Source organism: Pseudoduganella violacea (genome assembly GCF_014191875.1).
GTDB classification, from domain to species: Bacteria; Pseudomonadota; Gammaproteobacteria; order Burkholderiales; family Burkholderiaceae_D; genus Rugamonas; species Rugamonas violacea_A.
The window spans coordinates 264,239-286,067 of sequence record NZ_JACHXD010000004.1 but is presented as its reverse complement, the minus strand read 5'-3'; the positions used below and the strand labels follow the sequence as shown (position 1 = coordinate 286,067).

Annotated in this window: 21 protein-coding genes; 17 read left to right on the top strand and 4 right to left on the bottom strand. The window is 65.8% G+C overall.

Features of this window, described 5'->3' with window-relative positions:
- Positions 1-13 precede the first annotated feature (13 nt).
- The 15 genes from FHS03_RS09700 to FHS03_RS09630 are packed head-to-tail and all read left to right on the top strand — an operon-like array spanning position 14 to position 13,620.
- On the top strand, positions 14-1,102 hold the full coding sequence (locus FHS03_RS09700) for a class I SAM-dependent methyltransferase (RefSeq protein ID WP_183440780.1): 1,089 nt from the start codon (positions 14-16) through the stop codon (positions 1,100-1,102).
- The gene (locus FHS03_RS09695; protein ID WP_183440779.1) at positions 1,095-1,838 is read left to right on the top strand and encodes a glycosyltransferase family 2 protein; all 744 of its coding nucleotides are present in this window, start codon (positions 1,095-1,097) and stop codon (positions 1,836-1,838) included. The genes FHS03_RS09700 and FHS03_RS09695 overlap by 8 nt, the downstream gene beginning before the upstream one ends.
- The gene (locus FHS03_RS09690; RefSeq protein WP_183440778.1) at positions 1,835-2,776 is read left to right on the top strand and encodes a lysophospholipid acyltransferase family protein; all 942 of its coding nucleotides are present in this window, start codon (positions 1,835-1,837) and stop codon (positions 2,774-2,776) included. The genes FHS03_RS09695 and FHS03_RS09690 overlap by 4 nt, the downstream gene beginning before the upstream one ends.
- A complete protein-coding gene (locus FHS03_RS09685; protein ID WP_183440777.1) occupies positions 2,763-4,319 on the top strand; it encodes an HAL/PAL/TAL family ammonia-lyase in 1,557 nt (518 codons plus the stop codon). Before FHS03_RS09690 ends, FHS03_RS09685 begins: the two co-directional genes overlap by 14 nt.
- Positions 4,312-4,743, top strand: coding sequence for an acyl-CoA thioesterase (locus FHS03_RS09680; RefSeq protein ID WP_183440776.1), 432 nt, complete (start codon positions 4,312-4,314; stop codon positions 4,741-4,743). The genes FHS03_RS09685 and FHS03_RS09680 overlap by 8 nt, the downstream gene beginning before the upstream one ends.
- On the top strand, positions 4,740-5,342 hold the full coding sequence (locus FHS03_RS09675; RefSeq protein WP_229426133.1) for an outer membrane lipoprotein carrier protein LolA: 603 nt from the start codon (positions 4,740-4,742) through the stop codon (positions 5,340-5,342). The genes FHS03_RS09680 and FHS03_RS09675 overlap by 4 nt, the downstream gene beginning before the upstream one ends.
- The gene (locus FHS03_RS09670; RefSeq protein WP_183440775.1) at positions 5,339-7,696 is read left to right on the top strand and encodes an MMPL family transporter; all 2,358 of its coding nucleotides are present in this window, start codon (positions 5,339-5,341) and stop codon (positions 7,694-7,696) included. The genes FHS03_RS09675 and FHS03_RS09670 overlap by 4 nt, the downstream gene beginning before the upstream one ends.
- A complete protein-coding gene (locus tag FHS03_RS09665) occupies positions 7,680-8,270 on the top strand; it encodes a DUF3261 domain-containing protein (protein ID WP_183440774.1) in 591 nt (196 codons plus the stop codon). Before FHS03_RS09670 ends, FHS03_RS09665 begins: the two co-directional genes overlap by 17 nt.
- Positions 8,267-9,451, top strand: a complete 1,185-nt coding sequence (locus FHS03_RS09660; protein WP_183440773.1) for a beta-ketoacyl-ACP synthase — start codon at positions 8,267-8,269, stop codon at positions 9,449-9,451. The genes FHS03_RS09665 and FHS03_RS09660 overlap by 4 nt, the downstream gene beginning before the upstream one ends.
- Positions 9,448-9,924: a hotdog family protein gene (locus FHS03_RS09655; RefSeq protein ID WP_183440772.1), complete on the top strand. Its 477-nt coding sequence runs from the start codon at positions 9,448-9,450 to the stop codon at positions 9,922-9,924. Before FHS03_RS09660 ends, FHS03_RS09655 begins: the two co-directional genes overlap by 4 nt.
- Positions 9,921-10,667: a 3-oxoacyl-ACP reductase FabG gene (fabG, locus tag FHS03_RS09650; RefSeq protein ID WP_183440771.1), complete on the top strand. Its 747-nt coding sequence runs from the start codon at positions 9,921-9,923 to the stop codon at positions 10,665-10,667. The genes FHS03_RS09655 and fabG overlap by 4 nt, the downstream gene beginning before the upstream one ends.
- Entirely contained in the window at positions 10,664-11,899 is a 1,236-nt protein-coding gene (locus FHS03_RS09645; RefSeq protein ID WP_183440770.1) for a beta-ketoacyl-ACP synthase, read from the top strand. The genes fabG and FHS03_RS09645 overlap by 4 nt, the downstream gene beginning before the upstream one ends.
- 38 nt (positions 11,900-11,937) lie before the next feature.
- A complete protein-coding gene (locus FHS03_RS09640; RefSeq protein ID WP_183440769.1) occupies positions 11,938-12,522 on the top strand; it encodes a hypothetical protein in 585 nt (194 codons plus the stop codon).
- A 25-nt stretch (positions 12,523-12,547) separates the two neighbouring features.
- Positions 12,548-12,997 (top strand): excinuclease ATPase subunit, encoded by a 450-nt coding sequence (locus FHS03_RS09635; RefSeq protein ID WP_183440768.1) that lies wholly within the window; start codon positions 12,548-12,550, stop codon positions 12,995-12,997.
- 5 nt (positions 12,998-13,002) lie between these two features.
- A complete protein-coding gene (locus tag FHS03_RS09630) occupies positions 13,003-13,620 on the top strand; it encodes a 4'-phosphopantetheinyl transferase family protein (RefSeq protein WP_183440767.1) in 618 nt (205 codons plus the stop codon).
- Between the two features lie 6 nt (positions 13,621-13,626).
- Here the strand turns inward: FHS03_RS09630 and FHS03_RS09625 are convergent, their stop codons facing one another.
- Together FHS03_RS09625 and FHS03_RS09620 are read right to left on the bottom strand one after the other, a co-directional pair.
- Complete coding sequence (locus FHS03_RS09625) at positions 13,627-14,577, bottom strand: DUF3616 domain-containing protein (RefSeq protein ID WP_183440766.1); 951 nt, start codon at positions 14,575-14,577, stop codon at positions 13,627-13,629.
- Between the two features lie 125 nt (positions 14,578-14,702).
- Positions 14,703-15,269, bottom strand: a complete 567-nt coding sequence (locus tag FHS03_RS09620; protein WP_183440765.1) for a porin family protein — start codon at positions 15,267-15,269, stop codon at positions 14,703-14,705.
- 204 nt (positions 15,270-15,473) lie between these two features.
- Here FHS03_RS09620 and FHS03_RS09615 point away from each other — a divergent pair, with 204 nt between their 5' ends.
- A complete protein-coding gene (locus FHS03_RS09615; RefSeq protein WP_183440764.1) occupies positions 15,474-17,360 on the top strand; it encodes an MFS transporter in 1,887 nt (628 codons plus the stop codon).
- A gap of 28 nt (positions 17,361-17,388) precedes the next feature.
- Here the strand turns inward: FHS03_RS09615 and FHS03_RS09610 are convergent, their stop codons facing one another.
- A complete protein-coding gene (locus tag FHS03_RS09610) occupies positions 17,389-18,927 on the bottom strand; it encodes a hybrid sensor histidine kinase/response regulator (protein WP_183440763.1) in 1,539 nt (512 codons plus the stop codon).
- 4 nt (positions 18,928-18,931) lie between these two features.
- Positions 18,932-20,437: an ATPase domain-containing protein gene (locus FHS03_RS09605; protein ID WP_183440762.1), complete on the bottom strand. Its 1,506-nt coding sequence runs from the start codon at positions 20,435-20,437 to the stop codon at positions 18,932-18,934.
- A 189-nt stretch (positions 20,438-20,626) separates the two neighbouring features.
- On the opposite strand from FHS03_RS09605, the gene FHS03_RS09600 reads away from it, so the two are divergent.
- Positions 20,627-21,829 carry an efflux RND transporter periplasmic adaptor subunit gene (locus FHS03_RS09600; protein WP_183440761.1) on the top strand — a complete coding sequence of 401 codons (1,203 nt, stop codon included), beginning with the start codon at positions 20,627-20,629 and terminating at the stop codon, positions 21,827-21,829.

The following is a 21,829-nucleotide window of genomic DNA, read 5'->3' as shown; positions in this document are numbered from 1 at the left end:
CCTGAAAGAACCCATGCAAGACAAGTCCTTCTCTCCGCCCCGCCAGACCGCTTTTGCCGCCCGTTACGAGGCGCAGAAAATCGCTTTCGGCCCCGTGGTGTTCCAGTGCGTGCGCTATGCCTGGAAGCGCGGCATGCTGCAGGCGCTGTCCGACGCCGGCGGCGCGGGCTTGAGCGTGGCGGAATTGGCGGCCGGCGGCCAATGGAGCGAGTATGCGCTGAAAGTGGTGCTGGAAACCTGCCTCTCGGCCGGCGCCGTGCAATTGCAGGGCGGCCGCTATGTGCTGGATAAAGTCGGCTACTGCGTCCTGACGGACACGATCACGCAGATCAATCTGGACTTCAACCACGACGTCAACTACCTCGGCCTGTACGATCTCGATAAATCGCTGGATCAGGAAAAACCGCTGGGCCTGAAGGCGCTGGGCGACTGGTCCACGCTGTATGAAGGCATGTCGCAGCTGCCGGAACCGGCCAAGAGCAGCTGGTTCGCTTTCGACCACCATTATTCCGACACCTCCTTCCCGCAGATTCTGCCGGACGTTTTCGCCACCGGTCCGCGCCGCGTGATGGATATCGGCGCCAATACCGGCAAGTTCACGCTGGCGGCGCTGGGCTATAGCGCCGAGGCGGAGCTGCATCTGGTGGACTTGCCGCGCCAGTTGGCCGTGGCCGAACAGAACCTGCAAGCGGCCGGCCTGCGCGAACGCGCCCACCTGCACGCGGTCGACCTGCTGGATGCGGACAAGCCGCTGCCAGCCGGCATGGACCTGATCTGGATGAGCCAATTCCTCAGCTGCTTCAGTGAGGCGGCCATCGCCACCATCCTGCAGCGCGCCGCCGCCGCGCTGGCGCCGGGCGGGCAGGTGCTGATCATGGACACCTTCTGGGACCGCCAGCAATACGATATCGCCTCCTACTGCCTGATCAACACCTCGCCGTATTTCACGGCCATGGCCAGCGGCAACAGCAAGATCTACGAAAGCGGCGACTATATCCGCCTGGCCGAAGCGGCCGGCCTGCGCCTGCTGACCGCGCGCGACGGCATCGGCTACTGCCATTCCCTGCTGCGCTTCGCCCACGCCGGAGCGGCCGGTGTATAAACCCTGCATCGTCATCCCCGTTTACAACCACGAGCACGCCATCGGCGGCGTGCTGGCGGGGCTGCTGCCGCACGGCTTGCACTGCATCCTGGTGGACGACGGCAGTTCGCCCGCCTGCGCCGCCGTGCTGCGCGAACTGGCGCAGCGTCATGACGGACAGGTAATCCTGGTCACGCATGCGGAGAACCAGGGCAAGGGCGGGGCGGTGATGAGCGGTTTCCGCCGCGCCGCTGAACTGGGCTTCAGCCACGCCTTGCAGGTGGACGCCGACGGCCAGCACAATCTGGACGATGTGGCGTGCTTCCTGGAGCGGAGCCGCCAGCATCCGGACACCCTGATCGTGGGCTGCCCGATCTATGACGATTCCGTACCCAAGGGGCGGTTGTACGGACGCTACGCCACCCACGTCTGGGTCTGGATCAATACCCTGTCGCTGGACATCCGCGACTCCATGTGCGGCTTCCGCGTCTATCCGCTGGCGCCGGTGCTGGCTCTGCTGGAGCGGCGCGCCCTGGGCCGTCGCATGAATTTCGATATCGAGATCCTGGTGCGCCTGTATTGGGACGGCGTGCCGGTGCTGAACCTGCCGACCCGCGTGGCCTACCCGGCCGACGGCGTCTCGCACTTCCAGGCCTGGCGAGACAATGTGCTGATCTCGCGTCTGCACGCCACCCTGTTCTTCGGCATGCTGCCGCGCGCGCCGCGCCTGCTCGCCAGAAAGTGGCTGCGTCCATGAATGCCGCGCCGCGCCACTGGGCCGCCATCAACGAAGTGAGCTTCGTGGCCGGCATGCGCCTGCTGTTCTGGGTGTTCCGGGTGGCGGGGCGCTGGCCTTTCCGCGTGCTGCTGTATCCGGTGCTGGGCTGGTATCTGCTGGCCATGCCGCGCGCGCGCCGCGTGTCGGCGGCCTATCTGGCGCGCGTGGGCGCTTATGCGCCGGTGCCGCGCCTGGGCGTGCTGCGCCACTTCGCCGCCTTTGCCGAGAGCATTCTGGACAAGATGCTGTTGTGGGGCGGCCTGTTCGACATCAGCCGCGTCAAGCTGGTGGGCGTGGACGCGGTCAACGCCATGCTGGCGCGCGGCCAGGGCGGACTGCTGATCTGCTCCCACTTCGGCAATCTGGAACTGTGCCGCGTGCTCTCGCTGCAAAGGCCGGATGTGAAGCTGACGGTGCTGGTGCATACGCGCCATGCGCAAGCCTTCAATCGCATGCTGGGTCGCTTGAATCCGGCCAGTCAGCTGAATATGCTGCAAGTGACCGATATGTCGGCCGCCACCGCCATGCTGCTGGCCGAGCGGGTAGGGCGGGGCGAGCTGGTGGTGATCGCGGGCGACCGCGTGCCGGTATCGGGCCAGCCGCGCGTGACGGCGGCCGAGTTTTTGGGCGCGCCCGCGCCTTTCCCCATCGGACCCTATGTGCTGGCCGGCGTGCTGCAATGTCCGGTGTACATGCTATTTACCCTGCAGCGCGGCGATCAGGCCGAGCTGCATTTCGAGCTGCTGCGCGAGTCGCTGCGCCTGCCGCGCAAGGATCGCGATGCGGCGCTGGCCGCCGTGGCGGCCGAATACGCGGCACGCCTGCAGCATTTTTGCGTGCAGGCGCCGCTGCAGTGGTTCAATTTTTACGATTTCTGGCAATTTCCCGAACTGGAACAAAACGATGCACCTGGCTGACCTGAAACATACGCGGCGCACCGTGCGCTTCGACCAATCGCGGCTGACGATCGAAGACGTGGTCGATATCGCCCAGGGCCGCGCCGATGCCGCCTTGTCCGACGATCCGGCCTTCCGCGCCATGATCGCGCGCGGCGCCGACTTCCTCGACCGCCTGCTGCGCGAAGACGGCACCATCTACGGCGTGACCACCGGCTATGGCGATTCCTGCACCGTGACCGTGCCGCCCGAGCTGGTGGCCGACCTGCCGCACCACCTCTACACCTACCACGGCTGCGGCCTGGGCGAGCATTTCTCGCCGCCGCAAACGCGTGCCATCATGGCGGCGCGCCTGGCTTCGCTGAGCAAGGGCTACTCCGGCGTCAGCGTGGCCTTGCTGGAACAGATCGCGCGCCTGCTGGACGCCGGCCTGTTGCCGCTGATCCCGTCCGAAGGTTCGGTCGGCGCCAGCGGCGACCTGACGCCGCTGTCCTATCTGGCGGCGGTGCTGTGCGGCGAGCGCGAAGTGTGGCGCGACGGCGTGCAGGTGCCGGCGGCGCAAGCCTTGCAGGAAGCGGGCATCGCGCCGCTGCGTCTGCGTCCGAAGGAAGGCCTGGCCATCATGAACGGCACCGCCGTGATGACGGCGTTGGCCTGCCTGGCCTACGACCGCGCCAGCTACCTGTCCCGGCTGACCACCCGCATCACCGCCATGGCCTCCTTCGCCCTGGACGGCAACGCCCACCACTTCGACGAAGTGCTGTTCTCGGTCAAGCCGCACGCGGGCATGCAGCAGGTCGCGGCCTGGCTGCGCAGCGACCTGCCGACCACGCAGTGGGAACGCAACGGCAAACGCCTGCAGGACCGCTATTCGATCCGCTGTGCGCCGCATGTGATCGGGGTGCTGAGCGATGCGCTGCCTTTCTTCCGCAGCGCCATCGAGAATGAGCTGAACAGCGCCAACGACAATCCCATCATCGATGGCGAGGGCGAGCGCGTGCTGCACGGCGGCCATTTCTACGGCGGCCATATCGCTTTCGCCATGGACGGCATGAAGAATGCCGTCGCCAACTTGGCCGACCTGCTGGATCGCCAGATGGCGCTGCTGGTCGACAGCCGCTACAACCACGGCCTGCCGGCCAATCTGTCCGGCGCCACCGGTGTGCGCGCCGCCATCAACCACGGCCTGAAGGCCTTGCAGATCAGCTCCTCGGCCTGGACCGCCGAAGCGCTCAAGCTGACCATGCCGGCCTCGGTCTTCTCGCGTTCGACCGAATGCCACAACCAGGACAAGGTCAGCATGGGTACCATCGCCGCACGCGACTGCCTGCGTGTGCTCGACCTGGTGGAGCAGGTGGCCGCCGCGCTGCTGATCACGGTGCGCCAGGGCGTGTGGCTGCGCCTGCGCCACAACCCGGAAGCGGCGCTGCATCCGCAACTGGCGCAGATGCAGGAAGCGCTGGCGGCCGATATCGCGGCCGTCGAAGAAGACCGCCGCCTGGACCCCGAACTGCGCGTGCTGCTGGCGCGCATCCGTCAGCAGGAGTGGGAACTGTATGCGTAAGTCGACCGCCAGCCGCTGGTCGGCCGAGATCGAAATGCAGGTCCAGTTCTTCGACCTGGACCCGATGGAAATCGTCTGGCACGGCCGCTATGTCAAATACCTGGAGATGGCGCGCTGCGCCCTGCTCGACAAGATTGGCTACAACTACGTGGAGATGAAAGCTTCCGGCTACGCCTGGCCCATCATCGATATGCACTTGCGCTATGCCGCGCCGGCCACCTTCGGCCAGGTGCTCAAGCTGCGCGCCGATATCGTGGAATGGGAGAGCCGTTTGAAGATCGAATACACGATCACCGATGCCGCCACCGGCAAGCGCATTAACCGCGCCAGCACCACACAGGTGGCGGTGGATATCGCCACGGGCGAGATGTGCTTCGTCTCGCCGCCCGTGCTGTTCGAAAAATTGGGAGTACCAGCGCCATGAAGAAAATGATGATGGGTGTCGTGCTGCTGGCGGCCAGCGCGCTGGCGCAGGCCGCCGCGCCGATTGCCAAGATCCAGGCCATGCTGGCCAAGCCGGACGTGCTGTGCGGCCGCTTCGACCAGACCAAACATCTGGCCGGCATGAAGAAGCCGCTGGCCTCGAATGGCCGCTTCTGCGTGGTGGCCGGCAAGGGCATCCTGTGGCGCACGCTCAAGCCCTTCCCCAACACCCTGCGCCTGACGCGCGACGAGATCGTCCACTTCCAGGGCGAGCGCGTGGCCATGCGCCTGGAGGCGAAGAACGAGCCGGTGGTACGCATGATTAATAGCGTGCTGTTCTCGCTGCTGGGCGGCGACCTGGCGCAGCTGGACAAGCTGTTCGAAGTCGATGGCACGGCCGATGCGGCTAGCTGGCAGGTGGCGCTCAAGGCGCGCGAGCCTGGCCTGGCCAAGGCCATCGGCGCCATCAGCCTGGAGGGCGGCGCCTATGTGAAGAACATCGTCATGAATGAAGCCAGCGGCGACAAGACGGTGATCGTCTTCTCGGCCATGCAGACTGGCGCTGCGGCCCTGACGGCGGAAGAGGCGGCGCTATTTTGAGCAAGTCCCGGCAATTCGCGCTGCTTTGGCTGCTGGCGGCCAGCCTGCTGCTGGGCCATAACGCCTGGCTGTGGCTGGGCAAGCGCATCGTGCCCGATACCGATATCCTGGCCTTGCTGCCGGTGCAGGAGCGCGACCCGGTGCTGCAGCAATCCTTCCTGCATATGGTCGACGCGGCCCAGCAGCGCGTGGTGGTGCTGGTCGGCGCGCCCGATTGGGAGGACGCCAAGCGCGCCGCCGCCGCCTACCGCGCGGTGCTGGCGCACCAACCCGGCATGTTCGAATCCACCCCGGTCAACGAGAAAACCCAGGACGACTGGCTGGCCCTGTTCCAGCGCCACCGTCTGACCCTGCTGACGGCCGCGCAGGAAGCCCAGTTGCGCGAGCAGCCCGCCCAGTTCTGGCAGGAGGCGGCACTTGGCCGCATGTACAACGCTTTCGGCGGCCCCAAACTGGGCAGCTGGCAGGATGATCCTTTCGGCCTGTTCGCCGGCTGGGTGCAGGAGAGGGCGCAGGAAACGCCGGTGCGTCCGCGCGACGGCCAGCTCTTCGTGGCCGATGCCCAGCGCCAGTATGTGCTGCTGCCCATGACGCTGAAAGTGCCGGCCTTCTCCATCACCGCCCAGCAAACCGTGCTGCCCCTGCTGGAGCAGGCCGGCGCCGCCGCGCGCCAGGCCGTGCCGGGCGTGGAGCTGCTGCCGGCCGGCGTGATCCTGCATGCGGCCGCCGCCAGCGCGCAGGCCGAATCGGAGATGTCCACCATCGGCATCGGTTCCCTGATCGGCATCGTGCTATTGACCTGGCTCAGTTTCCGCTCGCTGCGGCCGATTCTCCTGATCCTGCTTTCCATCGGCATTGGCTGCCTGGGGGCGATCTCGGTGTGCTGGCTGCTGTTCGGGCGCATCCATTTACTGACCCTGGTATTCGGCGCCAGCCTGATTGGCGTGGCCCAGGATTACGGCATCTACTTCCTCAGCAACCGCATGGCGGCCGACCCGGCCCTCGATTCGCGCGCGCTGCTGAAACGCCTGATGCCCGGCCTGTCCCTGACCCTGCTGGCGGCCGTCATCGGTTATATGGGCCTGGCCTTCACGCCTTTCCCCGGCCTGCGCGCCATGGCCGTGTTCTCGGCCTGCGGCCTGGTCTTCGCCTGGCTGACGGTGGTGTGCTGGTTCCCGGCCCTGATCGGCGGCGCCACCCTGCGCGCCGGTGCGCTGGCGCGCGGCTACGGCAATCTGCTGCCGCGCTGGCCGCTGCTGCGTTTCAAACGCGGCACCGTGCTGGCCGGCCTGGCGCTGGCCGCGCTGGCGGGAGCGGGCATCGCGCGCCTGCAGCCGAACGACGATATCCGCCTGTTGCAAAACTCGCCCAAGCAGTTGGTGGCCGACCAGATCAAGCTGGGCAAGCTGCTCGACGCGCCGACCCCGGTGCAGTATTACCTGGTGCGCGGCGCCAGCGAAGAGGAAGTCTTGCAGCGCGAGGAAGCGCTCAAGCAGCGCCTCGACGCCTTGATACCTCAGGGGCTGATCGGCGGCTACCAGGCCATGTCGAACTGGGTGCCTTCGCTGCGCACGCAGACGGCGCGCCGCGCCCTGCTGGAAGAGAAGCTGCTGGCGGCCGATGGTCCCCTGAAGAATGTCGCGGCCCAGGTGGAGGAGGACGCTGCCTGGGTCAACGCCACGCGCGAGCGCGCCCTGGCCGCCGAACCGCTGCAGATGGCGGCCTTCCTGGCCGCGCCGTCGAGCGAACCTTGGCGCCATCTGTGGCTGGGCAAGGTCGATGGCGGCTACGCCAGCATCGTCGCCCTGCGCGGCATGAATTATTCGGGCCTGCCGCGCTTGCGCCACGCCGCCGACGGCCTGCAAGGCGTGCAATGGGTGGACAAGGTCGGTGAAATCTCGTCGGTGCTGGGCCGCTACCGCGTGAACATGGCCTGGGTGGTGGGCGCCGCGTATGTGCTGGTGTTTGCGCTGCTGTTCCCGCGCTACCGTGGCCGCGCCTGGCGCGTGCTGGCGCCGACCGCGCTGGCCAGCGTGCTCACGCTGGCGATCCTGGGCTGGGCGGGACATAGCTTGCAGTTGTTCCATGTGCTGGCCCTGATGCTCTTGCTGGGCGTGGGCGTCGATTACGGCATCTTCATGCAGGAGCATCCGGACCGGCGCGACCGCACGCCCTGGCTGGCGGTGGGCCTGTCGGCCGCCAACACCATCCTGTCTTTTGGCCTGCTCGGATTGAGCCATACGCCGGCCTTGCAGGCTTTCGGTCTGACCATGTTGCTCGGCACCCTGGGCGTGTGGCTGCTGGTGCCCTGTTTTGGAATTGCAAAGGAATATGACGATGCCGCAAAGGCTTGAATTCTTGCCGCGCGCGCGCCGCGCCGTTGCCGCCGCCGGCATGCTGGCGGCCGTGCTGCTGGCCGGCTGCGCCACCACGCCGCCGCCGGCCGCCCGTCTGGGTCTGAAGCTGGCGCCGCAGGCGCTGGGTGAAAGCATCAGCGTGCAGCAGCATCTGCGCGTGGAGCGCAAGGGCCGCAGCGATGAACTGGATGTGGCGCTGGAAGTCGACGCCGCGCATATCGAGCTGGTGGGCCTGGCCCTGGGCCAGCGCGTGCTCTCGCTGAGTTACGACGGCAAGGAAATGAAGACCTGGCGCCACCTGATGCTGCCGGCCCAGGTCAAGGCCGAAGACGTATTGGAAGACGTGCAGCTGACCCTGTGGCCGGCCGAAGCCCTGCGCGCCGCGCTGCCTGCCGGCTGGCAGATCGAAGAGCGCGCGCAGCGCCGCACCCTGTCGCTGAACGGCGAAACCATCATGCGCATCGAGTACAGCGCGCCGCAGCGCTGGCTCGGTACCGTGGTGCTGGAAAACCTGCGCTACCACTACCGTCTGACGATCGAATCGGCGCCGGCCGAGGAGGGCCAGCCATGAGTTTTTACCTGAACGACTGCGGCATCGTTTGCGCCCTGGGCGCCAGCCGCGACGAGGTGCGCGATGCCTTGCTGCGCGGCGCCAGTGGCGTGCTGCCGACCACGCGCTATTCGCCCGCTCGCGAACTGCCGCTGGGGCAGGCGGCTGTGACCGGGTTGCCGGCCGTGGACCACCTGCCGCCGGCACAGCGCAGCCGCAATAACCAGTTGGTTCTGGCCGCCCTGGCGCAGATCCGGCCCGCCGTCGATGCCGCCATTGCGCGCCACGGCGCCGACCGCGTTGGCGTGGTACTGGGCACCAGCACGTCCGGCATTGCCGAAACCGAGCTGGCGCTGAAAGCCATGCAGGAGCAGGGCGCTTTGCCGCCGCAGTTCCATTACGGCCAGCAGGAAATGGGTTCGCCGGCGGGCATGCTGGCGGCCGAACTGGGCATCAGCGGCCCGGCCTATGTGCATTCCAGCGCCTGTTCATCGAGCGCCAAGGCCATGGCCAGCGCGGCGCGCCTGATCGCCATGGGCTTGTGCGACGCCGTCGTCACCGGCGGCGCGGACAGCCTGTGCGGCTTTACCGTGGCTGGCTTCTCGGCGCTGGAATCGGTCAGCGCCGAGCGCTGCAACCCGCTCAGCGCCAACCGCAAGGGCATCAATATCGGTGAGGGCGCGGCCCTGTTCCTGATGAGCCGCGAGCCGGCCGCCGTGGCCTTGTGCGGCTGGGGCGAGTCCTCGGACGGCCATCATATCTCGGCGCCCGATCCTTCCGGCGCCGGCGCCAAGCTGGCCATCGGCCAGGCCTTGCAGCGCGCCGGCCTGGAAGCGGCGCAGATCGACTACGTCAACCTGCATGGCACGGCCACGCCGCAGAACGATGCGATGGAAGCGGGCGTGGTGGCTGATTTGTTCGGCGCCGCCGTGCCGGTCAGCTCCACCAAGCCGCTCACCGGTCACACGCTGGGCGCGGCTGCCGCCATCGAAGCGGCGCTGTGCTGGCTGCTGATGCAGGATGATAACCCGCAAGGCCATCTGCCGCCGCAACTGTGGGACGGCGCGGCCGATCCCGCGCTGCCGGCGCTGAACGTGGCCGCGCCGGGCACCAACCTGGGACGGCCGCTGCGCCGGGCGCTGAGCAATTCATTTGCCTTCGGCGGCTCGAATGCCGCCCTGGTGCTGGGGAGGATGGCATGAGCATGCCCGAATTTCGCAGCCTGGTGCCGCACGCCGGCCCCATGGCCTTGCTCGACCGCGTGCTGGAGGCCGACGAGGAAAGCTTGTGCGCCGAAGTCGCGATCCGCGCCGACAGCCTGTTCTGCGCCGACGGCGGCGTGGGCAGTTGGGTCGGCATCGAATACATGGCGCAGGCGGTGGCGGCCCATGCCGGCTATCTGGCGCGCCAGCGCGGCGAAGCGGTCAAGCCGGGCTTCCTGCTTGGCTCGCGCCGCTATACCACCACCAGTCCCCTGTTCGCGCTGGGCGCTGTGCTGCACGTGCGGGTGCGCCAGGTGCTGCGCGGCGAGAACGGGCTGGCGGCTTTTGAATGCAGCATCGCCGACGGCGGCGCTGCCGGGCAAGAGGTCTTGGCCAGCGCCACGCTGACCGTGTTCCAGCCCGAGGATGTAAATGAATTTCTGCAAGGATTATCGAATGGGAATGCAGCATGAGCGAGCATAAGAAGAACGAAAATAAAAGCGTGTTGGTGACCGGATCTTCGCGCGGCATCGGCAAGGCCATCGCATTGCGCCTGGCGCGCGACGGATTCGACGTGGTGGTGCATTGCCGCAGCCAGCGTGCGGAGGCCGAGGCGGTGGCGCGGCAGATCGTGGACATGGGCCGCGCCGCGCGCGTGCTGCAGTTCGATATCGGCGACCGTGATGCGGCCGCCGCTGCGCTGCAGGCCGATATCGCGGCGCACGGCTGCTACTACGGTGTGGTGTGCAATGCCGGCGTGGCGCGCGACAATGCCTTCCCGGCCATGAGCGGCGAGGACTGGGACATCGTGCTGCAGACCAATCTGGACGGCTTCTACAACGTGCTCAATCCCCTGGTCATGCCGCTGGTGCAGCGCCGCAAGCCGGGCCGCATCGTCACCCTGGCTTCGGTTTCCGGCCTGGTGGGCAACCGTGGCCAGGTCAATTACAGCGCGGCCAAGGCCGGCATCATCGGCGCCACCAAGGCGCTGGCGCTGGAACTGGCCAAGCGCGCCATCACCGTCAACTGCGTGGCGCCCGGCCTGATCGACACCGATATGACCGAAGATCTGCCGATGGACGAAGTGTTGAAGCTGATCCCGGCGCGCCGCGTCGGTACCGCCGACGAAGTGGCGGCGGCAGTCAGCTTCCTGGTCGGCGAAGAAGCCGGCTACATCACGCGCCAGGTCATCTCCGTGAACGGAGGCCTGGCATGAAGCGCCGCGTCGCCGTCACCGGCATGGCCGGCATCAGCCCGATCGGCAATGACTGGCAGGCCATCCGCCAGCGCCTGGGCGAGTACCGCAACGCCATCGTGCGCATGGAAAGCTGGGCCGATTACGAAGGCTTGAACACCCAGCTGGGCGCGCCCGCCGCGCCGTTCGAGCTGAGCGAACGCTTCAACCGCAAAAGCATGCGCAGCATGGGCCGCGTGGCCCTGATGGCGACGCGCGCCACTGAACTGGCTTTGGTCGACGCCGGCCTGCTCGATTCGCCGCTGCTGAAAAGCGGCATGATGGGCGTGGCGTTCGGCTCCTCGGCTGGCACGCCCAGCGCCATCGGCGACTTCGGCCGCATGATGGAGGAGCGCAGCACGCGCGGCATCAACGCCACCACCTATATCAAGATGATGGCGCACACGGCGCCGGTGAATATCGGCGTGTTCTTCGGCGTCACCGGCCGCGTGATTACCACGTCCAGCGCCTGCACCTCGGGCAGCCAGGGCATCGGCTACGCCTACGAGGCGATCAGCTCGGGCAAGCAGACCGCCATGATCGCCGGCGGCGCCGAGGAGCTGTGCGCCACCGAGGCGGCGGTGTTCGACACCCTGTTCGCCACCAGCACCCGCAACGACGCGCCATCCACCTCGCCGCGCCCCTACGACCAGTCGCGCGACGGCCTGGTGATCGGCGAGGGCGCCGGTTGCCTGATTTTGGAAGAGATGGAGCATGCGCAGGCGCGCGGCGCCACCATCTACGCCGAGCTGGTGGGCTTCGGCACCAATAGCGATGGCTGCCACGTGACCCAGCCCAATGCCGCCACCATGCAGCAGGCCATGCGCCTGGCGCTGGAAGACGCGGACCTGCCGCCGTCGGCCATCGGCTATATCAATGGGCACGGCACGGCCACCCAGCATGGCGATATCGCCGAATCGCAAGCCACGCTGCAGATGTTCGGCGGCGGCGTGCCGATCAGCTCCTTGAAGAGCTATATGGGCCACACCCTGGGCGCCTGCGGCGCGCTGGAAGCCTGGATCAGCATCCAGATGATGCGCGAGGGCTGGTTCGCGCCCACCGTCAACCTGGACAGCGTGGACCCGCAATGCGCGCCGCTCGACTATATCGCCGGCGAAGGCCGCCGCATCGACTGCGACTATGTGATGTCGAATAATTTTGCCTTTGGCGGCATCAATACCTCGCTGATCTTCAAGCGCCATACGAGTTCCTGAAGTACCGCTTCAACCACAAGAGAGAAAGGCAATAAAAAATGAAAAAAAACCTGAGCACCGCCCTGATCGCGGGCAGCCTGCTGGCCATGGCCCTGCTGCAAGGCTGCGCCACCAAGATCAAGGCCTCCACCAGCCAGAATCCAGCCCCAGCCGAAAGCCTCAATAAATTCAGCCGTATCGAAGTCAAACACGCGGTATTCAAGCCTGGTTATCGCGGCCACGTGCCGGCCCTGAACAAGATCGATGAAAATATCCAGAAGGATCTGAAGGAGAAGCTGGTTCAGTGGAACAGTGGCCCCGCCAATGAGCGCACCCTGGTGATTGAGCCGGTGGTGGAACAGGTTTCGTTCAAGAGCACCACCAAGCGCGTCTTCCTTGGCCCACTGGCCGGCAGCTCCGGTGTGTTGATGCGCATGAATATCCGTGACGGCAAAGGCAATCTGATCGCCAGCCCGGAATTCTTCCAGCGCGCCGCCGCCATGGGCGCGGGCTTCACCTTTGGCGTGCATGACAACCTGATGCTGACCCGCGTGGCCAATCTGGCGAGTGCCTATGTGATCGCCAACTATGAGCAGGCCGTGGGTGGTCCGACCGGCGCCGACGACAAGAATATTGCAGAGTAACACCCCTCAACCGAAGGAGAAAAATATGAAAAAACTGATTTCGATGACCGCTGTTCTGGCCCTGTCGGCCGCCGCCATGCTGCCGGCGCAAGCGCGCGACACCAAGCTGACTTTCCCGATCGCCGCCGCCATGGCCGACAACGACGCGCAGAACCGTCTGGGCGATTCCGTCAAGTTCTACTTCGGCGACCAGCCGCACCCGAAAGTGCTGGAAACCCTGAGCACCGACAAGACCAGCCAGAAGACCAATAGCTTCGGCAAGACCCCTGAGCGCTCCTGCAACTGGGCCTTCCTGTCTGCCATGCTGCAGCTGCAGAAGCGCGCCAACGCTCTGGGCGCCAATGCGGTGATCAATATCGTCAGCAACTACAACAACCAGCCTTGGTCCAGCGCCACCGAGTACGAGTGCCATGACGGCGCGATCATGAGCGGCGTGGCGCTGAAGGGCGAATTCGTCCGCATCGACGCCAAGTAATCCGTATGGCCGCCGCCGCCCAGGCGGTCGTCTGGCTGCTGGATGCGGCCGGACTGGCCGCCGCCGATCCCGGCCCCTGGCTGGCCCGTCTCGGCGCCAGCGAGCGGCAGCGCTATCAGCGCTTCATCCGCGAGGAGCGGCGGCGCCAATTCCTGCTGGGCCGTATGCTGCTGCGCCAGGCCGCGAGCGCGCTGCTTGGCCTGCCGCAGGATGTCTTCACGGTGGAAGAGCGCATCGGCCAGGCGCCCGTGCTGCAACGGGCCAGCGGCGGCGCCGCTCCCTATTTCAGCCTGTCCCATAGCGGGTCTTGGATCGCCTGCGCCATCAGCCGCGACACGCCGTTAGGCCTGGATGTCGAACGCATCGATCCCGCGCGCGACCTGGCGGCCCTGGCGAGGCAGGCCTTCGGCGCGCAGGAAAGCGCAGAGATTCTGGCCTTGCCCGAACCGCGCCGTAGCGCCGCCTTCTTTTCCTTGTGGAGCCAGCGCGAGGCTGAGTACAAGCTGGGCCAGACGGCCAGCGCTTCCCGCTGCTACTTCCTGCCGCATCCCCAGCTCTCTATCGCCGTGTGCGCGGCCGCACCGCTGGCGCCGGCGCTGCGCATTATCGACGCACTGGATTGAAGCCGTCTAAGGCAGCTTGACCGTGACGCTGCGGAAGGTCATGGCGCCCGGCTTGCAATTCCCGCCGTCATCGCTCAATAACACGAACTTATTGCTGTTCGGGATGGCGAACAGCGCTTCCGGCGATAAGCCTTCCAATCCCTCCACCGCCAGCTTGCGCGGCAGATCGCCGCTCTTGCCGGACCAGCGGTATAAGGCGAAGCCGCCCTTGTCGCCGGTGGGGCCGGCCACAATCAGATAGCCGTTGCCGGCCGGCTCGATGCTGCGTATGCCCAGTCCATTCAGTTCCAGTTCGATGGCATCGCCAAACTGCGCCTCCACCGGCTTGGCATCGGGATTTGCGTCTTTGGGGGCTGCGATGAGTTCAGCGGGATTGGTCAGTGGCACCAGCAGGGCGCGACCATGCGGCAGCGGGTTGCGGAAGCCGATCAGCAAGGTATTTTCGGGTGTGGCCGTCAGCCCTTCGATATTCAGGCCGCCATCGTCTTCCGGTTTTTTGCCGGCGGCTATCTTCAGCCCATACTTGTCCGCCAACGGCGTTTTCAGCAGGTCGTCCAGCAGCCTGGTATAGGCCTGGCCCTCGGGCCGCGGCTTTTCCTGGCTGATGTCGAGGGCGAAGAAGCGATAGCGCTCGGGTTTGTGCTCGCCCTTTTTGCTGAGGCTATGCGAGGAGATCCAGTAGATGCGCTGGCCGATGGTGGCCGCGCCTTCCAGGTCCGACTTTTTCGCCTTGAGGAAGCCTTCCAATTCCAGTTTGCCGAGGGGCTTGGCGTTCTCTCGCTCGTACAGCAGCAGGGTATTCGATTCGTCGCTGGCGACGATGAAGCGCTTGGCGCCCAGCGCGGCGGCGGCCGACGCTTCGCACATGCCTTGGTAGACGAACGGTTCGGAGCCGGCGGCCGGCAGGGCCAGGCCCAGCACGGAGGCCGCGGCGCAAAGACGGGGCAGGATGGCCATCTCGCTCTCCCTGAAGGATAAAACGCCACTGTACTATGCGCGTGAGGGTAGGGCAGCACATGGCCGGAAATGAAAAAGCCCGCCATTGCGGGCGGGCTTTTCGTGCATTCCAATCCGGAAGGGACTTAGAACTTGTAGCGCACGCCGAAGGACAGCAGGTTGGCTTTCAGGTTCAGGCCATCATCGCCCTTGGCTACTTTACCGAAGTGTTCGAACTCGGCTACCAGGGACACGTTCTTGTTGAACTTGTAGGAAGCGCCGATGCCCAGCAGCGGGGAGGTGCGGTTCGCGGTGTCGGAGCCGCTGCCGTAGATGCTGCTTACGGTTGCTTTAACGTGGTTGCGGGCGAAACCGGCTTTGGCGAACACGTTGAATTGTTCGTTCAGTGGCAGGGTCGCGGTGCCGGCAACGTAGAAGTTGCGGGTTTTGGTGTTTGCCGACATCACTTTGGCAACCGATGCTTCTGCTTTGCGCAGGTCGGTGAAGCCGCCTTCGATGCCGAAGGTGTTGTTGAATTCGTAGCCAGCGTACAGTTTGTAGCCGGTGTCGTGGTCTTTCAGGGAAGCGCCGTTGGCGTTCAGTTTTTGCTCTGCGCGGCCGATGTTGGCGCCGGCGTAGATGCCTTCAGCTTGGGCGGCGAATGGGAAAGCGACTGCTGCGCCGATCAGTGCGGCGATAAACTTGGTTTTCATCTTGTATTCCTAAAATTGTTAGCGGTGGCGTAACTATGCTTCCGCTCCCCTTTTACAGGGGATCGCATTCTATACCATAAGTTAAATGTTGCGCAAGGGCAATATCTTAATTCTTATGCCATATCAAATTGGGCGGGTGGGGCAGGGTTGTCGCCGCCGGGCTTGTCCTGTATGTTGCAGCTATTTCCATTTTTGCCCACCCCTATGAGCCACTCCAGTCAGTTCGCCCTGCTCGGGCAGCGCCGTTTCGCGCCGTTTTTCTGGACCCAGTTCCTCGGCGCCTTCAACGACAATCTGTTCAAGACCGCGCTGATCGTCATCATGACTTACGATGCCGCCAGCTGGACCGATATGTCGCCGTCCACCGTCACCAACCTGATTCCCGGCCTGTTCATCCTGCCCTATGTGCTGTTTTCGGCCACCTCGGGCCAGTTGGCGGAGAAGTTTGAAAAGTCGGCGATGGCGCGCTTCATCAAATGGCTGGAGATCGGCATCATGGCGCTGGCCGCCGTCGGCTGGCTGACGCATTCGCTGTGGCTGCTGATTGCCGCGATCGTCGGCATGGGCACCCATTCGACCCTGTTCGGCCCCGTCAAATACGCCTATATGCCGCAGCAGCTCAAGCCGGAAGAACTCACCGGCGGCAACGGCATGGTGGAGATGGGCACCTTCGTCGGCATCCTGCTGGGCCAGGTGTTCGGCGATGTGCTGGTGATGCAAAAGCCGTTGGGGCTGATGCTGGTGGCCAGCGCCACCCTGCTGTTCGCCGTGCTTGGCCTGCTCAGCGCCTACCGCATTCCCCATACACCGGCCCCGGCGCCGCAGCTGAAGCTCGACTGGAATCCGGTGCGCGAAACCTTCCGCAACCTGGCGTTCGCGCGCAAGAACCGCAGCGTTTTCCTGTCCATGCTGGGCAATTCCTGGTTCTGGTTTTATGGCGCCATGGTGCTGGCCCAGTTCCCGGTGTTCGCCATGGACCATCTGCACGGCGACCATAGCGTCTTCGTCCTGCTGCTGACCGCCTTTTCGCTCGGCATCGGCGCCGGCTCCCTGCTGTGCGAACGGCTGTCGGGCCGCAAGGTGGAAATCGGCCTGGTGCCATTCGGCTCCTTCGGCCTGACGCTGTTTGGCATCGACCTGTATTTTGCGGCCCAGGGCTATGTGAACACGGCCACCGTCGACGCCTTCAGCATGCTGGCGCAGCAGGGCGCCTGGCGCATCGTCTTCGACGTGGTAATGATCGGCGTGTTCGGCGGCTTCTTCATCGTGCCGCTGTTCGCGCTGATCCAGCTGCGCTGCGATCCACAGCATCTGTCGCGCACCATCGCCGGCATGAATATCCTGAACGCCCTGTTCATGGTGGTGGCGGCCGGCGTGGCCATGCTGCTGCTGCAGCACGGGCTGACGATTCCCGAACTCTTCCTCGCCACGGCCGTCATGAATGCGCTGGTGGCGGTCTATATCTTCTCGCTGGTGCCGGAATTCCTGATGCGCTTCCTGGCCTGGCTGCTGATCCATACCGTGCACAAGGTGAAGACCATCGACGCCGAACACATTCCCGACGAGGGCGCAGCGGTCCTGGTGTGCAACCACGTGAGCTATGTGGACGCCATCGTGATCGGCGCCGCCAGCCCGCGCCCGATCCGTTTTGTGATGGACCACCGCATCTTCAAGCTGCCTTTGCTGGGCTGGATCTTCCGCACCGCGCGCGCCATTCCGATCGCGCCGGCCAAGGAAGACCCGTGGCTGATGGAGAAGGCGTTTGTCGATATCGCGCAAGCGCTGCATGAGGGCGATCTGGTCTGCATTTTCCCGGAAGGGAAGCTGACCGCGACCGGCGACGTCAATGAATTCAAGGGCGGCATCGCCAAGATCATCGAGCGCAGCAAGGTGCCCGTGATTCCCATGGCCCTGCGCGGCCTGTGGGGGCATTTGCTGAGCCGCCACCAGGACAATGCCCTGGAGCGCGCTTTCCGCAAGGGTTGGCGTTCGCGCCTGGCCCTGGCCGTGGGCCAGCCGCTGGCGCCGCATGAGGTCACGCCGGAACTCTTGCGCAACCAGGTGCTGGAGCTGCGCGGCGACTGGAAATAGGGCGCAGCCCGGTATAAGCGTGGGACGGCTAGTGCCGGTGCGGCACGGCCTCGGCCTGCGCCAGTTCCAGGATGGTGTCGAAAGCCACCGGCTTGACCAGGTGGTAATCGAAGCCGGCCTTGCCGGTGCGGCGTCGCGCGTCGTCCTGGCCCCAGCCGCTCAGTGCCACCAGCACCGCGTCGTGGGCCACGGGATGCTGGCGGATCAGGCGCGCCGCCTCGTAGCCGTCCATGCCTGGCATGGACAGGTCCATCACCACCAGGTCGGGCGGATCGTTTTCCACGGCGGCCAGCGCCGCATAGCCGTCGTAGGCCGTGCCGACCTCGCAATCGAGGGTGGCGAACATGGCGCTCAGCGAGTCGGCGGCATCATGGTTGTCGTCCACCACCAGCACGCGTTTGCGGCGGCTGTCGCCGCCCTGCGGCGCCGATGCTGCCGCAGGCCGTCCCTGTCCATTGGCCTTGGCATTCGCCTGCGCAGGCAGTACCACCGGCAGGCGGATGGTGAATTCGCTGCCCAGGCCCAGGCCGGCGCTGCTGGCCGTGATGCTGCCGCCATGCAGCAGAGCGAACTGGCGCGCCAGACTCAGACCGATGCCCAGTCCCGCCTTCAGCTGGCCGCTGCCAGGCTTGTTCTGCTCGAACATATTGAAGATGCGCTCCAGCGCTTCCGCTTCCATGCCGATGCCGTTGTCGCGCACCGTGACCTGCAGCAGCTCGCCCGCCACCGTGGCCTGCAAGGCGATATGGCCGCCTTCCGGCGTGAACTTGATCGCGTTCGACAGCACATTCGACAGCAGTTGCACCAGGCGCGCGCCATCGGCATGCAGCAGGACCGGCTGCGGCGGCTGCGCGATGGCGAGGGCGATGCGCCGGCTGGCCGCAGCCTCGGTGCACAGCTCCTCCACATGGGCGATGACGCTGGCCAGCGACAGCTGCGCATACTGCAGCTCCACCTTGCCGCTGGTGATGCGCGCCACGTCCAGCAAATCGTCCACCAGCCGCGTCAGGTGGCCGGTCTGGCGTTCGATCACGGTGCCGATATGCTGCAGCTCCGGCGGTGTCGGGGTCATGCGCCGCAGCAGGGCGGCCGAGGTGCGGATGGGCGCCAGCGGATTGCGCAATTCGTGGCCCAGGCTGGCCAGGAATTCATCCTTGCGCTGCTCGGCTTCGCGCACCTGGTATTGCTTGTGGCGCGCGCGCAGCTGGGCTTGCAGCACGGTGACCAGGGTCAGCGTCAGCACCGGGCGCTCCAGCAAGGTCAGGTTCCCCAGTCGCAGCACGGCCTGGCGCGCTTGCGGGCTGTCGATGCCGCGCCGCGTCAGCAGCAGGATGGGCAGGTCGGACCAGGGCGGCTGGCGGTTGACAAAGTCTTCCAGCACGCCGAAAGCCCCGGTGTTCAACGCTTCCTCCACCGCCAGCACGCCGGCCGCCCCGGCTTGCAGGGCCGCCGCCAGCTCGTCGGCCGAAGAGCAGGCATGGCAGGGGATCTGCGCCGCCGCGAGCACTTGCTCGGTCAGCTCGGCGTCGCGGCCGCCCGGCGCGAAGATCAGGATGCGTCTTTCCATGGTGTCAGTCTTCCGCTGCCTTGGGCTGGTTGAGCGCGGCCGCAGGCAGAATGCGCGGCACCCCGGTCAGGATGCCGTGGAAATCTTGCAGCACATGGCCGACAGCAACCCCCTGGTGCTCCACGGCGAAGGCGCGGATGGTGCGTTCATGGCTGCTGCCCCGTTTCTTGGCCACCGAGATCGCCTGTTTCAGCGTGCCCTGGGTCTCGAAGTAGCGCAGCATGATCACATTGTCGGCGATATAGCTGGCATCCACGCCGCTGCTGCCGTACTGGTGCCCCAGCACCCCGGATTGCACCGCCACCACGATGGTGACCACGCCGCGCTGGCCCAGATAGGTCAGCAGCTCGTGCAGGTAGGTGGCCATGAAGCGCTCGTCCGGCACCGCGTTCATATAGCCGTTCAAGCTGTCGATGACGATGATGCGCGCGCCGTCGCCGGCGGCGTCGACCACCGCCTGGCTGAACTGGCCGGGCGACAGTTCGGCCGGGTCGATCTGCTGCACGGTGAGCAGGCCGCCGCGTACCAGGCCGCTCAGATTCATGCCGAGGGCGTCGCTGCGGTTCAGCAGATTATTGCGCGACTCTTCGAACAGGAACATGGCGCAGGGCTCGCCGCGCGCCGCCGCGGCGGCCACGAACTGGGTGGACAGCGTCGATTTGCCGCTGCCGGCCGGTCCGGTGATGAGGGTACTCATGCCTTCTTCCAGGCCGCCGCCCAGCAGCTGGTCCAGCGATGCCAAGCCGCTGGAGAGCTGCCGCCGGGTGTCGGACACGCGGCTCTCGGCCGCCACCAGGCGCGGATAGACGCGCAGCCCGCCGGTGGCGATGCGGTAGTCGTGCGCGCCGCCGGCGAAGGCGATGCCGCGGTACTTGACCACGCGCAGGCGGCGCCGCTCGCCGCCGTAGGCCTGGTGCGCCACGTCGAGCGTGATCACGCCATGGGCCACGCTGCGCACCTGGAGGTCGGTGCTGAGCGCGGTGCGGTCGTCGAGGAAGATGGTGGTGCAGCAGCGGCTGGACAGGTACTGCTTCAGCGCCAGCACGTGGCGCCGGTAGCGCAGCGCGTTTTCGGCCAGTAGCTGCAGTTCGGACAGGGAGTCGAGCACCACGCGCACCGGGCGCGTGCGCTCGATGGCGGCCACAATGCGCTGGCTGGTCAGGCCCAATTCGATTTCGGACGGGTGGAAGATCGTGTATTGCTGGTCGGGCGCCAGCGAGTTTTCATCCGGCAGGATTTCCTCGATGGCGATGCCCGCCATATCCCAGCCATGCGCGGCGGCCACCGCGCGTAGCTCGACCGCCGTCTCGGCCAGGGTGATGTAGAGCCCCGACTCGCCCTGGCGCACGCCCTCGTTGAGAAATTGCAGGGCCAGCGTGGTCTTGCCGGTGCCCGGTTCGCCTTCCACCAGGTAGAGCCGGTCGCGCGTCAGGCCGCCGGCCAGTACCGTATCCAAGCCCGGCACACCCGTCGACAGGCGGCGAAAGGTATCGCTGTTTTGATTTTCCATGCTCGGCAGCCTTATCAATGCACTCTATAGAAAGTCTATCGGAGTTCGCAAAATCGGGGTTTTCGATTCGATTTGCCCGTGTTTTTCACCTAAGTTTGCCGATTTGACCAAGAAAGAATCGCTTGACACATTTAGAATGATCGTTCATTCTATCGTTCATCCGAATGATTTGTTAATAAAAGGCAAGATATGACGACTCTCTTTTCGACTCCATTCCCACGGGTGGCGGGTAGCGCGATTGTCCTGGCGGTCGCGGCGCTGGCGGCCGGTTGCGGCAAGTCCGACGCCCAAGGCGGCGCCGATGCCGCCGCCCAGATGCCGCCAGCGGAAGTGGGCGTGTACACCGTGGCCCCGGCCGCCCTGAACATCACCACCGAGCTGCCGGGCCGCACCGCCGCCTACCAGGTGGCTGAAGTGCGTCCGCAGGTCGGCGGCCTGGTGCAAAAACGCCTGTTCACCGAAGGCACCGACGTCAAGGCCGGCGCCGCCCTGTACCAGATCGACCCGGCCCAATTCCAGGCCAGTTTCAATTCCGCCAAGGCCAGCCTGGCCAAGGCCAAGGCCAACCTGATGACCAGCGGCCCGAAAGTGGCGCGCTACAAGGAACTGCTGGCGATCGAAGGCGTGAGCCGCCAGGACTATGACGACGCCGTGGCCGTGCACGAGCAGGCCAAGGCCGAGGTGGAAGCGGCAACGGCCGCGCTGGAAACGGCGCGCATCAATCTGAGCTACACCACGGTGGCGGCCCCGATCAGCGGCCGCATCGCCCGTTCCAGCGTGACGCCGGGCGCCCTGGTGACGGCCGGCCAGCCCAATGCCCTGACCACGGTGCAGCAGCTGGACCCGATTTATGTCGACGTGACCCAGTCCAGCGAAGAGCTGCTGCGCCTGAAAAAGCAGATGGACAGCGGCAATCTGAAGAAAGAGGGCAGCCAGCCGCGCGTGACCCTGATCCTGGCCGACGGCAGCAAGTACGCCGAAGCGGGCAAGCTGCAGTTCTCGGAGGTGAGCGTCGATCCGGGCACCGGCAACGTCACCCTGCGCGCCCTGTTCCCCAATCCAAAACATGATCTGCTGCCTGGCATGTTCGTGCGCGCCGTGCTGGAAAACGGTGTCGATGAAAAAGCCATCGCCGTGCCGATGCAGGGCATCACGCGCAACCAGCGCGGCGAAGCCACGGCCCTGGTGCTGAACAAGGAAGGCAAGGTCGAACAGCGCGTGCTGGCCACCGGCGGCACCTTCGGCGACAAATGGCTGGTGAAAACCGGCCTGGCCGCGGGCGACCGCGTGATCGTCGAAGGCGTGCAAAAAGTGCAGCCTGGCGCGCCCGCCACCATCGCCAAGAAAGCGGCGGCAACGGCGGCAGCGGAACCTGCCAAGGCAGCGCACTGA

Coding starts and splice junctions, on each gene's coding strand:
- FHS03_RS09700 (WP_183440780.1), top strand. CDS start 14: ATGCAAGACAAGTCCTTCTCTCCGCCCCGCCAGACCGCTTTTGCCGCC.
- FHS03_RS09690 (WP_183440778.1), top strand. CDS start 1,835: ATGAATGCCGCGCCGCGCCACTGGGCCGCCATCAACGAAGTGAGCTTC.
- FHS03_RS09685 (WP_183440777.1), top strand. CDS start 2,763: ATGCACCTGGCTGACCTGAAACATACGCGGCGCACCGTGCGCTTCGAC.
- FHS03_RS09680 (WP_183440776.1), top strand. CDS start 4,312: ATGCGTAAGTCGACCGCCAGCCGCTGGTCGGCCGAGATCGAAATGCAG.
- FHS03_RS09675 (WP_229426133.1), top strand. CDS start 4,740: ATGAAGAAAATGATGATGGGTGTCGTGCTGCTGGCGGCCAGCGCGCTG.
- FHS03_RS09665 (WP_183440774.1), top strand. CDS start 7,680: ATGCCGCAAAGGCTTGAATTCTTGCCGCGCGCGCGCCGCGCCGTTGCC.
- FHS03_RS09660 (WP_183440773.1), top strand. CDS start 8,267: ATGAGTTTTTACCTGAACGACTGCGGCATCGTTTGCGCCCTGGGCGCC.
- FHS03_RS09655 (WP_183440772.1), top strand. CDS start 9,448: ATGAGCATGCCCGAATTTCGCAGCCTGGTGCCGCACGCCGGCCCCATG.
- fabG (WP_183440771.1), top strand. CDS start 9,921: ATGAGCGAGCATAAGAAGAACGAAAATAAAAGCGTGTTGGTGACCGGA.
- FHS03_RS09645 (WP_183440770.1), top strand. CDS start 10,664: ATGAAGCGCCGCGTCGCCGTCACCGGCATGGCCGGCATCAGCCCGATC.
- FHS03_RS09640 (WP_183440769.1), top strand. CDS start 11,938: ATGAAAAAAAACCTGAGCACCGCCCTGATCGCGGGCAGCCTGCTGGCC.
- FHS03_RS09635 (WP_183440768.1), top strand. CDS start 12,548: ATGAAAAAACTGATTTCGATGACCGCTGTTCTGGCCCTGTCGGCCGCC.
- FHS03_RS09630 (WP_183440767.1), top strand. CDS start 13,003: ATGGCCGCCGCCGCCCAGGCGGTCGTCTGGCTGCTGGATGCGGCCGGA.
- FHS03_RS09625 (WP_183440766.1), bottom strand. CDS start 14,577: ATGGCCATCCTGCCCCGTCTTTGCGCCGCGGCCTCCGTGCTGGGCCTG.
- FHS03_RS09620 (WP_183440765.1), bottom strand. CDS start 15,269: ATGAAAACCAAGTTTATCGCCGCACTGATCGGCGCAGCAGTCGCTTTC.
- FHS03_RS09615 (WP_183440764.1), top strand. CDS start 15,474: ATGAGCCACTCCAGTCAGTTCGCCCTGCTCGGGCAGCGCCGTTTCGCG.
- FHS03_RS09610 (WP_183440763.1), bottom strand. CDS start 18,927: ATGGAAAGACGCATCCTGATCTTCGCGCCGGGCGGCCGCGACGCCGAG.
- FHS03_RS09605 (WP_183440762.1), bottom strand. CDS start 20,437: ATGGAAAATCAAAACAGCGATACCTTTCGCCGCCTGTCGACGGGTGTG.
- FHS03_RS09600 (WP_183440761.1), top strand. CDS start 20,627: ATGACGACTCTCTTTTCGACTCCATTCCCACGGGTGGCGGGTAGCGCG.